Raw genomic sequence first — 15,420 nt, 5'->3', positions numbered from 1 at the left:
ATGACTAATTTTTAATAAACTCCGGTAATAACTTTTCTTTCAAGTGAATAAAACTCATGTCCGTCCAGGTATCGGACAAAAGTTCTCCTGGTATATGAATCTCAAAACTAGTTTTATGTCTTTTTAAATCCTCATATTTAACCATATATGCCGTCAGATCTCTTTCCAGATTGACCATCCGAGACGGAATCATTGTAGGCAACAGTTTTATATTATTTTCTTCATGGAGACTGACGGCTACATCACCTTCACCTGCCGTATTATCTTCTCCTACAAATGCGTTTGAAGATAATTTTCGACCTTCAGTGTCGGTTTTTGATTCGCTATCTTTTATGGTCTCATGATGGGCTAGATCGCCGTCATTATTGGGATTAAATATTTGTGATCCTGAAGAATGAGACTTACTGGCCGCCGATGTATTGAGCTCACGAGGATCTGTCTCTGGGCTAACTTCTGGCAATTCTATCGGTTTTACAGCCACATCATTGCTCTTATCTTGTAATGGCAGGGGCTGATTGGGTGATTGGATCTCCATAGAATCATCCAATACTTCGGTTTCTGTAGCCATTTGCTCAGACAGATTGGGTCGGTTCTGTCCATTGTTTTGAAACATCATCCAACCAATACTCATGGCCAATAACAGCGCGATGGCCGCGGCCACATTGAGATTGGGATAGAGAAAGAAGAGACCAAACAACTTATTGGATTTTTTATAGAGTAAATCCTTATCTCCATATACAATATCTTCCTCCACTGGCAGGGTCACCATAGTAAAACCCTCCAACTCATCCGATATATCTTTATTGGAAGCCAAAAAAGATAAAAATTCCTGATGAATCTCAGGATCCAACTGGCCCTCTAGATAATCTAAAGCATATATTTCGTAATTATCTCTAGTAATCTTCATCATTTAATTTTTTATTCATTTACAACCCACTTTTCCAATTTTGCTTTTAATAGTTTACGGGTTCTAAAAAGTATAATCTTTACATTGGACAAGGTCAATCCTGTGATTTCACAAATTTCGTTATAGGAATACCCTTCATAATCTCTGAGCATAATAAGGTTCTTTTGTTCTTCCGTCAATTCTTCAAAAGCACGGTGGATTAAATCCCTATTCTCATACCTTGTCTGACTGTATTCTACATCCCCTTGTTGGGATTTAATATATTCTCTATTTCTTTTGTCTTTTCTAAAGGCATCAATCATCGATCGATAAGCCGTTTTGTACAACCACGACTTGGCCACTACCATCTCCAGCTTATCGTGATTTTCCCATAATTTTTGAAAAGCGATCTGAACCAAATCATCTGCATCCATTTCACTACTCGTCAGCTTCATACAATATCTGTACAAACTGTCTGAATATAGATCTACGCAATTATTATATTCGTTTCGGCTCATTGTGTAGCATAGACGTAGAGGTGTGATCAAAAGTTACAACCGATAAAAAAATATATCAAATTAAACTGAAATCATCAGTTTAAAAAAGCTGGCGTTTACTTATCTCGGTTTTATACAGACCATAGTCTTTCACTGCTTCTGCCAAGGCTAAATCCATATATGGGATGGCAATATGGGAAGACGCTGTACCCAAGGTCAAATTTACCAATTGGTTGCGTTGTTGATATGGACTTTGGCGAAAAGAAACTTTCTGAATCTTCTCCCATTTCAACACGATTGTCCTCAGTCCCCACACTCCCTTTTTTATCATTAACTCATCCTTATAGAAATAGAGTTTATAATTTTTCACAAAGATCATATTGTGAATAAAGAAATAAATAGGTAGTAAAAAAGCAACATAAAAAAGGTAGGGATGAATATAATAAGCAATAGCAATCAACAATGCCGCCACCGGTAATTTAGCCAATATAAAGTTTCTAATTACATAAGCTTTGGATATTCCAAATTCTAGGACTTTGTCTTCTGCTACCTCCATTAACCGACTTAATCCCCTGAAGCCATCAGTGGCAATATCCGTTTTTTCTTCTGACTCTAGGCCTTCATCCTCTTCTGAGACCTCTGCTTTTTCCTCAATAAAATAAGGAGACCGATGTGCTAAATCAAGCGCTTTGCCCTGATACATGAGATAAGGCTCTAGAAAAGTGTCCACTTGATCTTCATTAAAAAATGGAATGATGGCATCGGCACCTAGGGTTCGACGATGACCTGAAAATTTAAAATTAAAGGTATATATACCCAATTTTTTTCGAATCAGATTGGTATACCAAGTAACGTATTGCACTTTTCGATGGGGAATAATCACTTCAAATTTATTGATTAATCCCCGTTGAATGAATATTTCTGTAGAACGCAAAAACAATTTAAAATTAAACAATCCCGTAATGCGATTGATTAAAACCATAGCCGATGAAAAGGTTCCAAAAACCAATCCATACAACAGCAAATAAGATATATATTGATCTCTACCTCCATTGATTCCCAACTCATCAATCTCCCCAAAAATAATTTTAAAGACCATGCCGATATTAACATTCTCTAAATCACTGGCATCAAATAAACGATAGATCAATATACTCGCTAAGGTTAACGGGGTCAGCACCCATAATATATTTTCAGTGATACCATATCTCATCACCTGTTGATGATCAAGGGCATAGGGAATTTCGTCTTCTATGTCGACCTCTTCCTCGTCCTCCTCCACATCGATAGAAGTTTTGTACTGCTGCACTTGGCTCTTAATATCCAAAGCTTCTTCTTTCAACACTCCCCCTATTTCCACTTCGACTTCCTTTTCTCCTATGGTATCTATTTTCACCATATAAATATTGAGATAACGGTACAGAAGATTTTGCTCTATCTGTACGGATTGTATCTTATCGATAGGAATCATCTTTTTTTCCTTGCGCAACCAACCTTGCTCTATACGCAAATTTTCAGGGCTTAAAGCATATTTAAATTTGCGATATTCCATGACCCCAACGAGGACGATGAGAAAAGCGGGAAAAACATTTAATAAGAAATCGAATAAGAGATTGATATTGCCCCAAATAGATTCGTCCTCCATCCGATTGAAGGCGCGATAGAAGAAGTAAACAGCCAGTAGTGCATAGCTGCGCAGGGCTGCGATTACTTTAACCACCACTGCTGGTGAGGCGAGACGGGTCCATTTAATTGCTTCCATTCTTCATTTCCTTATTAAGTGCATCTACGCGTTCGTTAATATAACTTTGGAGAGATTGAGCCACCTCAGGTCTAAGCCCTTGAATAACGATGTCGTCACCGGCAGCAGAAACAATGATGGTAGCAAAATTGAAAACTCTTTCAATAAGTCCTTCGGAAATCTTACAATGCTGCACTCTGCGAAAAGGCAGGTATTGTCTGGTTCTAAAAATAAATCCCCGTCGATAAGCAATGTCCTGCTCTCTTATGGCGTAGCCCCGCTGTTTGAATTCCAAGCGAACCAAAATAGCCCAAAGAATATGGACAAGTAAATAGCCCAAAAGTAGATACAACTTCGAGTATAAGTCAAAGTCAGAAAAAATGACAAACATGGCCAATAAAAATCCACTCATAATAAAAAACATAAAAACGGAAGCCAACTTCACATAGAAGTATTCGGATTCTATCGGCTGAAAATCATCTGGCCCTGTCTGAGGCAAATCCTCGACATTTACAAAATGATTATAAAAAGGAATTTCATTTTTCATATATACAAATATAATCATTAAGTATTTGGTCTAAGCTGGATTTTTAAATATTCAATCTTCTGACCAATACTACTGCCCGTAATTAATTATTACACTTGTTTATATATTGAGTAATTCAATTTTATTTACACCCTTTCATGGATTGAAAACACTGCAGCAAGGACCATCCTACAAAATTGAAAATATCATTTTTGACATCATAAGGGCAAGAATTGATTCATACTTAAACGCATCAATGGCTTATTTCCCTTGATAAAAATAATGGTTTCAATCTTCAAGAACTATGTATTTATACCTTATATGTTAATAGGATAGACTTATTGCCTATTCTTTAAGGCCTGGATAATTTCCTGCATTTTTCCAGAATCTGGTGGTGAAATCACATTATCTCCAGAGTCCATGTATATGGTTCGCGAAGGAAAGGCAAAGGACACGTTGGCTGCTTCCGCTAAGCGCATAATACCAAAATTAATTTCCTCCTTAATTGTTAATTCCTCAGCAAAATTATTGGTAAGGATTCTCACTCTAAACATAATATTTAAACTAGAACTATCAAAGGTGGTAAAGTACACCCAATAATTTTCGTGATCCAGATTAGGATGATTTTGAATATAGGATTTTAATGCTTCCATAAAACTTTCAAAATTGCTAACCGGAGTATCATATTGCAATCCCAAAACGGTATTGTAAAGTCGAAAATGTCTGAGTCCCATATTTTTAACCGAAGTATTGACAATATTGCCATTGGGGATAGAGATTAGAGAACTATCCACGGTTCGAATCTTAGTAGTTCTAAAACCCACTTCTTCAACTGCCCCTTCAATTTCTCCATTAATGACCCAATCCCCTACTTTAAATGGCCGATCCAAAAAGATAGTGATGGAACCCAAGAGGTTCTTAACCGTATCCTGTGCCGCCAAGGCAATAGCCAAACCACCTAAAGAAACACCGGCAATCAGGGCCGTCACATTGACATCCATGAGGCGCAATACCTGTATCACACCCAAGGTAATAATAATGAGTTTGAGAATACTATCCACGATGGGCACCAACTGGTCATCGGTTAAACTATCGGTCTTTGATGACCACTTAATCAAATACAATTTTATAAAATTGGAAACCTGAATAAACAACATCACTACAAGAATAGTAGTAGCTATGCGCAGACCAATAATTAAGAATCGACTAAATTCAATGGGGAATTGTAAAATGGCAATAACGATACGCATAGCCGTAAAAACAAAAATCAGACTTAGCAATTTAATAAACCTATCGGAATTGCTCTTTAATTGTTGCGCGAATATGGTGTCAGTAAAACGATTGGAAATAAAATTAAACAACTTTCTTACCAACCACTTAAAGACCCAGTAAAGGAGAATACAAATTACAATAGCGAAAAGCAAGCCATAGATTTGCCAAAGAAAAAATCCCATAAATTTTTTACCTGACTTTACCGGCAGCATATCCATCAAGAAACTAGTCCCAAAAGGGTAGGTCTCTCGATGTAGGTTTGGAATGGCAGCGATGGTTTCCTGCGAAAAAACCCATTGTTTGTTTTTGCGCTCGAGATATACTATGGGCAATTTATCTGGGAACAAAGTATAGGTATCTGACAATGATGAGGTATCGGTATAGTCGGCATCTTTGGGCAGGGTATTCATATATACATAAAGACCTTGTCCATCCAATATCTGCTTAAGTTTTATCGCGTTTTCTATAGCATCTGTCTCATCTTCACTATAGTCTTCAAAAGGCAAAGCTGCTTTTGATGTTTCGTAGTGATCGGATTGTAAAAAATAGAGATGGGTTTTTACCGAGTTATATGGATTGGACAAATCTGGTTGAAAATCCTGAGCCACAAGGAAATGGCTGCCCAATATCATCCACAAAAGTAGAATTATTTTTGCGGTTTGTAGAAAAGAAAAATTATTCATCGAAAAAATTGAGGGTTTCATCTTAAAAAACATAGGATTAGTCATTTTATAGTTTTTTTGTGCAACGTTTAGAGACATATCTGCGTCTTAACCATACTTGAGAACATAAAGAAAATATACTAAAGTCAAAAAAAAATCAATATTTATTTCATCTTAAAATTACCAGCTATGTATCGTATTAAATCGTTTTTTGCCCTTCTATTTTTTGTTCTTTGTACTATTCAGATGACAACGGCCAAAAGTATGGATATAGATCCCAACCAACAACTTCGAAACTACGTAAAAGAGTTGTTAAAATCTCCTGATTTGGGACAAGATATCAATGAGAATGTACGCATTTCATTTTTTCTAACTACGGATGGAGAGATTGTTGTTTTGAAAACGGATTCTAGAACGCCAAAACTTGATCAATTTATCAAAGCTCGAATGAATTACAAGAAAACAGATATCATGGAAATGGGTATCGAGGCCAATAGAATATACAATCTCAAGGTGTTGTTCGACCTAAAAGTGTAATACCACATGCAATTGGCATAAGACAACTAGGACGGCGAAAAGTCTAGTCCCCGAACTAAAGAAACAAATAATCATATAAGAATTTAAGTCAGTAACATTCTTTTTATGTCTAAGCCATTTTGCAACGGCAGAATGGCTTTTTTTAAATTTTACATCCTCTAATGTCTAAAATCATATCTTTTGTAATATTTTCATCTTGAAAAAACAAACACAGGTATGACAGGACTAACACCCTTTATTAAATCGGTATATGGAATATTTCCATTTATAATTATACTTTCCATGACGTCGTGTTCTCAACCATCGGAAACGCCAAGGGAGGAAGAAGGTCCGCCCAATATTGTATTTATATTGGCCGACGATTTGGGCTATGGGGATCTCAGTTTTTTGGGGCAAGAACATTTTGAGACTCCCAACATAGACCGTCTGGCTAAGGAGGGATTATTTTTTTCTCAGATGTATTCTGGAAGTACAGTTTGCGCTCCTTCGCGGTCGGTTTTGGTCACTGGTCAACACACAGGACATACCTTCATCAGAGGCAATCGAGAAGTAAAACCGGAAGGTCAATATCCCCTAGCGGATTCAATCACTACTTTATTTGAGTTTTTTAAAGATCAGGGATATGCCACTGGTGCTTTTGGGAAATGGGGGCTTGGATATCCGGGATCTGAAGGTGATCCTGTAAACCAAGGGGTAGATAAATTTTATGGATTCAACTGTCAGCGCATAGGACATAACTACTATCCATACTATTTATGGGACAATCAACAACAAGTAGATTTGCCGCAGAATCAAGGCCGAGGGGAAGGAGATTACGCCCCTTATTATATCCAGAATCAAGCTTTACAATTTATAAAAGATCATCGTGATCAGCCCTTTTTTATGTTTAGACCTACCATTATTCCACATGCTGAATTAAAAGCACCCAAGGAAATTATGGATAAATACAAATCATTGTTGGTCGAAGAAAAGACTTACAATGGCACCGATGATGGACCAAACTATAAATTGGGGGGTTATGGGTCACAAACCCATCCTCGAGCGGCTTTTGCAGCCATGGTGGAGATATTGGATCGGCAAGTTGGAGAAATCGTAGACTTACTGGATTCATTGGGTATAAGAGATCAAACCATGATTGTATTTTCATCGGACAACGGTCCTCATCAGGAAGGAGGTGCTGATCCCGACTTCTTCAATTCCAATTCCATTTACCGGGGATACAAGAGAGATCTATATGAAGGAGGAATTAGAGTTCCAACAATATTCAATTGGCCCAAGAAAATAAAAGCCGGAGTTACCGATCAAATGGCTGCCTTTTGGGATCTTTATCCTACGATAATGGATTTGTTAGGGGTAGAGGATTCCCCACATGAAATGGATGGATTATCTATTTTGCCTACCCTTATGGGTTCAGCTGAGGATCAAGAACAGCACGAACATATGTATTGGGAGTTTCACGAGAGAGGGGGTCGAATAGCCCTTAGAAAAGGTGATTTTAAATTAGTGTATTACAATGTTCTCAAACCAGAACAAGCTAAAATAGAATTGTACAACATTGTCAAGGATCCGGGTGAAAGCCAAGATTTATCGGAAGAAATGCCAGAAATGGTAGAAGAGCTCTTGAATATTGCCAAAAAGGAAAGAACATCGTCTAAGGTATTCACATTTGACGCAACGGCATATAATGGCTGACTGAGCGAAGTGCGAAGCACCGAAGGTCGTAAATCGACCTTCGGCGAGGGAACCACGACACAGTGGTCGTGACTCCTTCATCAGATGAACATTTAGTTCATCTGGTTGCTCTTTCCTCTCCCTCCCAATGCGCAGAGGCATTGGCGCCTTCATCCTGGCATCCCCACCCACGACACAGTGGTCGTGGTTCCCTCATCAAAGGTCGATTTACGACCTTTGGTACTTCGTACTGCATTCGGTCATCCATTGAGGGTATTTGGTCACTACGTGACTTCATTCAGTTACATTCAGTCATGTTCAGGACATTGGATACTACGTATTTCGCTCGCTCACCTTCTGGTAATATGTCGTCCCTGTAGGACTGTACCCTTTATGTCTCAATCCAAAATATTTTAGACACAAGGCATAGCATATATCTTTATGCTCTTTGTATTGAATCACCCATAAACGTCCGATCTACAAACTGGCTTTCAATGTCGCTTCCACCCCATCTGCCAATATACCGAGGGCAATCTTCTCCATAAAATCCAACAAAGATTTGCCATCCAACCCAGGAACTTTCATCACATCCAATTCAATTAAGAAACGCTCAATCACCTGTCTTAACTCATATTGATCTTCATCGTATTCCGTCCACACATTAAATGCAAAAGCGAGATTTTGGGCATCGTCCCTCAACTCAATGGCTTCGTCTTGAAAACTTCCTTTATAAAACAATATCATCGATGTAAGTGCAAAAGCGATACCCTTGGGGAAAGTATTATTACTGGCCACATAATCGGTGAAGGCCGGCAACAATCTAGCCTTGAATTTGGAGAAACTATTTAATGAGATATCCATTAATTTATGCTCCAATGTCGGATTCTTAAATCGATCAATCACAGAATTGATAAAACTCTGTTTTTCAGCTTCAGATATATTGACAAGAGTCGGTTTTACTTCTTGTTGTAGTACATTGAGAACGAATTTCTCTAAATATTCATGGCTCATGGCCTCTTTTACCGTCCTTACTCCCGCCAAATACCCCACGGGAACCAAAGATGTATGAGCCCCATTAAGAATTCTAACTTTTAACTCTCGATAATCGGCCAAATTATCTACAAAATGAACATTCAAATCCGTTTTATCAAATGGCAACTCAGACTGAATAATTGGATGTCCTTGAATGGTCCAATTGTGGTAAAACTCACCGGCAACCAACATTTTATCCTTATAGCCCACTCTTTCCAACAACTGTACTCCTCTCTTACTTGGAAACCCAGAAACAATACGGTCTACCAGAGTATTGTAAAAATAGTTTGACTCATTCACCCACTGGACAAAATCTTCGCCCAACTCCCAACTATCTGCATATTGCAATACCACATCATGTAGTGCGTCTCCATTATTTTCTATCAACTCACAGGGTAAGATAATACAGCCCTTTTCAGAATTTCCATTAAAATACTTAAATCGGGCATACAACCATTGGGTCAATTTACCCGGAAATTCGTGAGGGGGTTGATCAGTCAATTTATCCTTGCTCGAAAATTGAATACCAGCCTCTGTAGTATTTGAAATAATAAATCTTAAATCCTCTGAAGTAGCCAATTCCATAAAATCATCCCATTGAGTATAAGGCTGAATCGTTCTACTTACTGATTTAACCATCACTACATCAGACAATACTTGACCATTCTGAACCCCATCTAAGGCTAAATGATACAATCCATCTTGAGCATCTAAATCGCTGTAATCCCCCCGCTCTGTCGGTTTAACAATAACTACAGAACCCGAAAAATCCGTACTATCGTTGAGGATATCAATCATCCAATCAGTAAAAGCTCTCAAAAAATTGCCACCACCGAATTGCATAATTCGTTCAGGAGACACAGTATCTAGATTAGAATTTTGTCTATTGAGTGTTTTCATTTAAGTTTTAAATATTGAGGACTGTTATTAAACGCACACAAGGTACAAAGATTTAAGCCCTAAAATGACATAAAATCAATTTCAAATAAATCTGGAATAAAAATAAATTAAATGATTTTTTTTGAAAAAAAAGACAAAGCTTTTATCCATAAAAATTATTACATTATCATTTATCAAAATTGAGATAAGCTTTCATGACTCCGGCATCTGGTTTTATCCAAGATTCAAAATGTTTATTTATCTCTTCATAATCACAAGAATGTGTAATATAGGACTGACTGGGAAAGGCTGGAAGTGCTTTCATTACATATTCAAAATCTATTCTATTGGCATTTCTGCTGCATAAGATCGTCGATTCTTTGGCATGAATTTGCGGATGATTAAAAGTCAAATCACCTTTTGAAAGTCCTACCAATATATATCTGCCACCATGGCCCATATATTGAATACCTTGCTCCAAGGCCCCTTTATGACCAGTAGCATCAAATACCGCATCTGCCAACTCCCCATTCGTCCATTTTTTTATAGATTCCAAAGGTTGATGCCTAACATTTACAACATAAGTTATCCCCAATTCTTGTTCTGCATAGTTAAGTCGATCGTGATTCATATCCATTAGAATAACTCTAGCACCAGCCAACTGGGAGAGCTTAGCAATGCCCATACCTATGGGACCTGCTCCGACTACTACTATTGTTTCACCTACTTGGATATTTGCCCTTCTCATGGCATGGGCTCCAATAGCCAATGGCTCTATGATCATTATTTCATCGAGAGATAGATGATTGGCGGGCAACAACAATGAAGTATCTATGACCATATATTCCTGCATACCTCCATCGACATGTACACCCAAAACAGAAATGGAAGAACAGCAATTGGTCTTACCACTGCGACATGCACCACATTTACCACAACTTACATAGGGCATGATGGCCACTCGATCTCCTACATCAATATTGGAATGATCTTCTATTTCCACAACTTCAGCAGCCAATTCATGGCCTAAAATTCTAGGGTAAGTAAAATAAGCTTGATTGCCTCCATAGGCATGAATATCTGTTCCACATATCCCCACTTTCAACACTTTCAATAAGGCCTGGCCAGGCTGTCTAACAGGTTTTTCCTTTTCTCTTATCGAAAAACTACCCGGTTGATCACATACTATATATTGCATTCAATATTTTATTTATTTTAAATCAAGGAAAATTTATAACGAGGCTCCAAATCGAACACTCAAAACTTAATTCCATCCACTTAAATTATTAATAAGCTAAAATAAACAAAATCAACACAACATCAATTTAATTCACTTGCAATTAGGCAATATAACAAAATACTATTCCATATCATCAACCTGATTTTTTCAAAAAACTTATCTAAATCACATACTATGCAAAAACATTATATTAAAATGTGAAATAGAGTAACTCCCCATGGAATTGTAAATCCGAGTGATGCATAATAACCTGCATAGTATCTTAGGTTAAAAATCCCCCCCTTTATCCTCCTGTGTTTTTCACTTCAGCCCCAAAAAACACCCCTTTTATATTATTGAAAACATAGACCTAATATAAGGTCAGGACCCAATCGACATGAGGCCAATACTACTAATCACTGGTGAGATGAATCTCTCAAATTTCAAAGTCAAATTGGGGCATCTGGGTATTAACGACAAAATTATGCAGAGAGATTCATTCAACCATTATCCGTGTTTAATCCATAAATACGAATCACAACATTTATTTTTGTGGGATTCTACCGCCACTTGACTATGGCTCTACCACTTCTAAATACAAAGTATCACTATTGACACCGGTGAGGATGCCCAAACCATTCACCACGTTGGTAGCTGGTTTTTCTAAATACAAAGTCGAATTACTTGAGTTTTCATAAAGCGTCACATATTCCGGATTCACGCGATATACAATAATTTCATAGGTGCCGTATTGAGTCAACTCAATACGAGGATCAATTCGATATACATCCATAATCTCAGGCTCAGTAATAAATGAAAATCGTCTCCGGCCCCCGTTTTCATCATCGAAAAGAGCTATATTTTCATTGATATACTCAATTTCTTCCTCAATATTTTTAATCACAACATAATAATGATCGGCCTCGCTATTGTCCCATGTTAGTTCAATGGGATCAGTTTCATCTCCATTGAACCCACCGCCAAATCCTCCGCCTGGACCGCCACCTCCAAAGAATCCAGCTTCGATTTTCTCCAACTCAATTTCTTCTGCAGAAATACCCACTTCCTTCTTGGCTGGAATATAGGTCTCCGCCGATACGACCTCTCCATTATAATAGAAGGACAATTTATAATCGCGCTCTGACTGAATAGTTAAATCTAAGTTTTGATAATAACCCTCACCGATAGAGTTGAGTTGATATTCATTTTCTCCATCCGAAAGTAACACTTCTAAATTATCCAAATAATGATTTACGGAGTCGGCATCGTCATAGGCAATACTCCTTCCGATGTATATGGAATCTATGCCCTGATCGGCAAATAAATAAGCTGCGAGGACAGGGCTTTTTTGTGACGATGACAAATTTTCATTTTTTTCACAGGCCACATTGGAAAAAAATAGAAAAGCAAATACCCATATCGGTTGTACTATAATAGTTAATATTGATTTCATAATTTTACTAAATTTTTGATTTAACGCAATGTCCAATTAAAAAACAAACTTGGGGTTAAGCCCAACAGAGATACCTTGGTCTCCAAAATTTCACCTTCAATGATGTCGTATTCATTGTACCATGTGTTGTTTCGATTGTAAACATTAAACATAGACAGTCCAATATTGGCCTTGCTTGTACCTAATTTAAAATTATAGGTAGCAGACAAATCCAGTCGATGATAAGGGTCGAATCGAAGTCCGTTTTTGTCACTTATTTCGAAATAATCACTGGTTGAACCATCGAGTAATTCTATTTCATAAAATCCTGTGGGAGCAGAATAAGGTCGGCCACTGGCATAGATAAAGGTCATACCAAAATCAAAGGATTTGTACTGATAACTTCCCACCAACTTTAACTCGTGTCTCACATCCTGATTGGCATAGAACGGCTCAGCACTGAGTTCTGGAAAGTCGTATTTCACCTCTCCTAATGTATAACTTAGCCACCCCGTCAACTTCCCTGTTTTTCTCTGTATTAGAAAATCAATACCCTTTACCATCCCATCACCAGTGTAAAAACTCTCTTCATATTCCAAAACCCGATCTCTCCCCGTACCGCTAAACGCATAACGCGATGAGTATTCAGATAACCCGGAAAGATCTTTTACATATCCCTCCACATCAAACAACCAATCTTTGACTTCGTAACTCGCCCCTATAATATAATGCCATGCAGAACTAATCGGAACGGTTTCGTCATCGGCCAAAATCCAAAAATCTCGACTTCCCTGCTGAATATCTTCTCTGATAATTCGATTGGCAAACTGATAATATTGACCAGTCGCCGCTTTGAGTTTAATGGATTCGTCCAGCAAATAGGTCATGTGCAACCTAGGTTCTATGTACAACTTATTGGACACAGAATAATGAGAAGCCCGCAATCCGGCTTTGGTGATGAATTTGTCGTTAAATACATGTCTATCGTTGAGATATAGACTGTTGGTCACACCTTTGTCCTGTCTATCGATAATGGTATTGGTGTCGTTTTGGGTAAAAATATATTCAATATTATTGTACACAGTTTGCCAACCAAAATCCAACTGATTGTTTTGTGAAATCTTGTACTCATTGTCCAACTTAAAACTGACATCTCTTAAATCATTGTTTTCATAGGTTCCACGATTATTGGCAAACAAACTATCATTTCGAACTATATTGGTCACATCACTTTGATCGCGTTGGCTAAAATAGTTGGAATAAGAAATGTTGGCATTGGAATACATTTTATTATTCCATCGATGGGAATACTTTAAGCTACTACCGTAATTCCCCCAATTCGTCAAATCGGTATTTTCTTGATTAAAGGTCAAAGCACTATTGTCTCCAAAAAATCGATTAAAAGAATTTTGATCGACATTTCGAGAATTATCCAAATTGTCTTCTCCATTATAAAAACTTAAACTGAGGATATCGTCATCGCTAAATCGATAGGATATTTTAGCATTGAGATCGTAAAAATAGGTGGTTGGCTGAACTTCTTGTTGAGCAAATCTCCGCCCTAAGTTTTGATTAACCTCAGTTGATGTTTCATTGGCTTCGGTATATGAATCAAATATATTGCTGTAAAATCCACTCTGAAATGAACGTCGACCAGCAATCAATACCGATCCTTTGCCATTGAGAAAAGGACTTTCAACAAATCCATTAAAACTCAACATACTGATACCAAACCCCATATTGAGCTCTTCGGTATTGCCATCTTTCCCCGTCATATCGACTACGCTGGATATCCTACCGCCAAATTTGGACTCAAATCCACCTTTGTACAACTGTACATCCTTGATCGCATTGGCATTAAAAGCACTAAAAAACCCAAATAAATGATCGACGTGATACACTGTAAATCCGTCGAACAATACTAGGTTTTGATCCGGTGTTCCCCCTCTGACATACAAACCGGACGAACTCTCGTTTGACCCACTGATACCTGGCAATAATTGCAGGGAACGAAAAACATCCTTTTCTCCATAACTCGGGATTTGAGCCAAAGCTATGGGTGATATACTGATTCGACCAATACCAGTGGAAGCATTGAGCATTTGGCCTTCCTTGGTAGCACTAATTACCACTTGAGACAAATTGACCCCGTCCACACTCATATCCAACTCCAAGGCTTCCATATCCATATCGGGCATAAGTTGAAAAATAAGATTTTGATAGCCCACATAACTCACTTGCAACAGCACCGTATCACTGGGAATGTTAAACAGGGAAAAAAATCCATCGACATTACTACTTCCAGCTATCGAAGTACCCAATACCAAAACATTGGCAAAGGGCAAAGTCTCTCCAGTTTGCCCATCCTTTATCACCCCGGAAATACCAAAATCACGCCGATTGACCGTGAGGGGAGCTGACCTTTTAGGTTTGCGTTCGGATTCTGGGAACAAAGTCACCTTCCGTTTCCCTTCAATTTCATAGCCCAATCCACTCCCGTTCAACAAAATAGCTAAAGCCAATGGAAGAGGTTGCTTCTTAAAGGATGCGGTGATAATCACATCTTTTATATCAGACTCTTCATACTCAAACTCTAATTGATGATTTATTTCCAAATTAAGCATCACCAGATCGAGCGACACCTTATTATATGATGCTGAAATCTTAACATCGGATTCATTTTGTGTCAAACCACTGCTCGAAAAAACTAAAATAATCCCCCATAGGAGTAAAAAATCCTTCATAAACCTTGTCTTTAAATGTTGTAAAATATATGTCTATACAAATACGAAAGTCACCAACTAGGTTGGTGACCTCGCAAAAAGTGAATTAATATGTATTCCTTTGGTAATGAATAAAAACCGCCTCCATTTCAGGATAAACACTACCCCAGACAATGCTGGTATTCACGACTATCGCACTTCTATTAAACTTGAAGAGAACATCTCTATGCCTATCTCTACCTATCCATTTTTCTAACTGAAATTTTTTATTGGACTGCAGCGAATTTTTCTTACCTAGGCATAAAACCCATTTTAATACATTCATAATTTTATTTTATTTCAT

13 protein-coding genes are annotated in these 15,420 nt (G+C 37.7%); 2 read left to right on the top strand and 11 right to left on the bottom strand.

The annotated features are described in order from the left end of the window. Window positions 1–4: 4 nt before the first annotated feature. From LVD51_RS06100 to LVD51_RS06080, 5 genes are all read right to left on the bottom strand, one after another. Entirely contained in the window at window positions 5–910 is a 906-nt protein-coding gene (locus LVD51_RS06100) for a hypothetical protein (protein ID WP_236970317.1), read from the bottom strand. An 8-nt stretch (window positions 911–918) separates the two neighbouring features. Then, a complete protein-coding gene (locus LVD51_RS06095) occupies window positions 919–1,404 on the bottom strand; it encodes an RNA polymerase sigma factor (protein WP_262912729.1) in 486 nt (161 codons plus the stop codon). Window positions 1,405–1,483: 79 nt separating this feature from the next. Further along, on the bottom strand, window positions 1,484–3,145 hold the full coding sequence (locus LVD51_RS06090) for a PH domain-containing protein (protein ID WP_236970315.1): 1,662 nt from the start codon (window positions 3,143–3,145) through the stop codon (window positions 1,484–1,486). Next, entirely contained in the window at window positions 3,132–3,671 is a 540-nt protein-coding gene (locus LVD51_RS06085) for a PH domain-containing protein (RefSeq protein WP_236970314.1), read from the bottom strand. Before LVD51_RS06085 ends, LVD51_RS06090 begins: the two co-directional genes overlap by 14 nt. Before the next feature lie 317 nt (window positions 3,672–3,988). Beyond that, the gene (locus LVD51_RS06080) at window positions 3,989–5,605 is read right to left on the bottom strand and encodes a mechanosensitive ion channel family protein (RefSeq protein WP_236970313.1); all 1,617 of its coding nucleotides are present in this window, start codon (window positions 5,603–5,605) and stop codon (window positions 3,989–3,991) included. 168 nt (window positions 5,606–5,773) lie between these two features. On the opposite strand from LVD51_RS06080, the gene LVD51_RS06075 reads away from it, so the two are divergent. Both LVD51_RS06075 and LVD51_RS06070 read left to right on the top strand, forming a co-directional pair. Beyond that, window positions 5,774–6,121, top strand: a complete 348-nt coding sequence (locus tag LVD51_RS06075; RefSeq protein ID WP_236970312.1) for a hypothetical protein — start codon at window positions 5,774–5,776, stop codon at window positions 6,119–6,121. A 216-nt stretch (window positions 6,122–6,337) separates the two neighbouring features. After that, window positions 6,338–7,813, top strand: coding sequence for an arylsulfatase (locus tag LVD51_RS06070; RefSeq protein WP_236970311.1), 1,476 nt, complete (start codon window positions 6,338–6,340; stop codon window positions 7,811–7,813). Between the two features lie 97 nt (window positions 7,814–7,910). Here the strand turns inward: LVD51_RS06070 and LVD51_RS06065 are convergent, their stop codons facing one another. From LVD51_RS06065 to LVD51_RS06040, 6 genes are all read right to left on the bottom strand, one after another. Continuing rightward, window positions 7,911–8,090: a hypothetical protein gene (locus LVD51_RS06065; protein WP_236970310.1), complete on the bottom strand. Its 180-nt coding sequence runs from the start codon at window positions 8,088–8,090 to the stop codon at window positions 7,911–7,913. Window positions 8,091–8,269: 179 nt separating this feature from the next. Continuing rightward, window positions 8,270–9,724: a tagaturonate reductase gene (locus LVD51_RS06060; protein WP_236970309.1), complete on the bottom strand. Its 1,455-nt coding sequence runs from the start codon at window positions 9,722–9,724 to the stop codon at window positions 8,270–8,272. Window positions 9,725–9,890: 166 nt separating this feature from the next. Further along, window positions 9,891–10,901 carry a zinc-binding alcohol dehydrogenase family protein gene (locus tag LVD51_RS06055; RefSeq protein ID WP_236970308.1) on the bottom strand — a complete coding sequence of 337 codons (1,011 nt, stop codon included), beginning with the start codon at window positions 10,899–10,901 and terminating at the stop codon, window positions 9,891–9,893. Window positions 10,902–11,496: 595 nt separating this feature from the next. Next, window positions 11,497–12,375 carry a DUF4249 family protein gene (locus LVD51_RS06050; RefSeq protein WP_236970307.1) on the bottom strand — a complete coding sequence of 293 codons (879 nt, stop codon included), beginning with the start codon at window positions 12,373–12,375 and terminating at the stop codon, window positions 11,497–11,499. A 20-nt stretch (window positions 12,376–12,395) separates the two neighbouring features. Then, entirely contained in the window at window positions 12,396–15,098 is a 2,703-nt protein-coding gene (locus LVD51_RS06045; protein WP_236970306.1) for a TonB-dependent receptor, read from the bottom strand. 85 nt (window positions 15,099–15,183) lie between these two features. Next, window positions 15,184–15,402 (bottom strand): hypothetical protein, encoded by a 219-nt coding sequence (locus LVD51_RS06040; protein WP_236970305.1) that lies wholly within the window; start codon window positions 15,400–15,402, stop codon window positions 15,184–15,186. Window positions 15,403–15,420: the final 18 nt, after the last annotated feature.

Origin of the sequence: Membranihabitans marinus, from assembly GCF_021729155.1 — a bacterium.
GTDB classification, from domain to species: Bacteria; Bacteroidota; Bacteroidia; order Chitinophagales; family Saprospiraceae; genus Membranihabitans; species Membranihabitans marinus.
Note: the sequence above shows the minus strand (reverse complement) of the source record. Positions and strands in the feature narration are given on the sequence as shown.

Excerpts from the sequence above, each read along its gene's own strand:
- LVD51_RS06080 (WP_236970313.1), bottom strand. The coding sequence starts at position 5,605 with ATGAATAATTTTTCTTTTCTACAAACCGCAAAAATAATTCTACTTTTG.
- LVD51_RS06095 (WP_262912729.1), bottom strand. The coding sequence starts at position 1,404 with ATGAGCCGAAACGAATATAATAATTGCGTAGATCTATATTCAGACAGT.
- LVD51_RS06065 (WP_236970310.1), bottom strand. The coding sequence starts at position 8,090 with ATGAAGTCACGTAGTGACCAAATACCCTCAATGGATGACCGAATGCAG.
- LVD51_RS06085 (WP_236970314.1), bottom strand. The coding sequence starts at position 3,671 with ATGAAAAATGAAATTCCTTTTTATAATCATTTTGTAAATGTCGAGGAT.
- LVD51_RS06100 (WP_236970317.1), bottom strand. The coding sequence starts at position 910 with ATGATGAAGATTACTAGAGATAATTACGAAATATATGCTTTAGATTAT.
- LVD51_RS06090 (WP_236970315.1), bottom strand. The coding sequence starts at position 3,145 with ATGGAAGCAATTAAATGGACCCGTCTCGCCTCACCAGCAGTGGTGGTT.
- LVD51_RS06050 (WP_236970307.1), bottom strand. The coding sequence starts at position 12,375 with ATGAAATCAATATTAACTATTATAGTACAACCGATATGGGTATTTGCT.
- LVD51_RS06070 (WP_236970311.1), top strand. The coding sequence starts at position 6,338 with ATGACAGGACTAACACCCTTTATTAAATCGGTATATGGAATATTTCCA.
- LVD51_RS06045 (WP_236970306.1), bottom strand. The coding sequence starts at position 15,098 with ATGAAGGATTTTTTACTCCTATGGGGGATTATTTTAGTTTTTTCGAGC.
- LVD51_RS06060 (WP_236970309.1), bottom strand. The coding sequence starts at position 9,724 with ATGAAAACACTCAATAGACAAAATTCTAATCTAGATACTGTGTCTCCT.
- LVD51_RS06040 (WP_236970305.1), bottom strand. The coding sequence starts at position 15,402 with ATGAATGTATTAAAATGGGTTTTATGCCTAGGTAAGAAAAATTCGCTG.
- LVD51_RS06055 (WP_236970308.1), bottom strand. The coding sequence starts at position 10,901 with ATGCAATATATAGTATGTGATCAACCGGGTAGTTTTTCGATAAGAGAA.
- LVD51_RS06075 (WP_236970312.1), top strand. The coding sequence starts at position 5,774 with ATGTATCGTATTAAATCGTTTTTTGCCCTTCTATTTTTTGTTCTTTGT.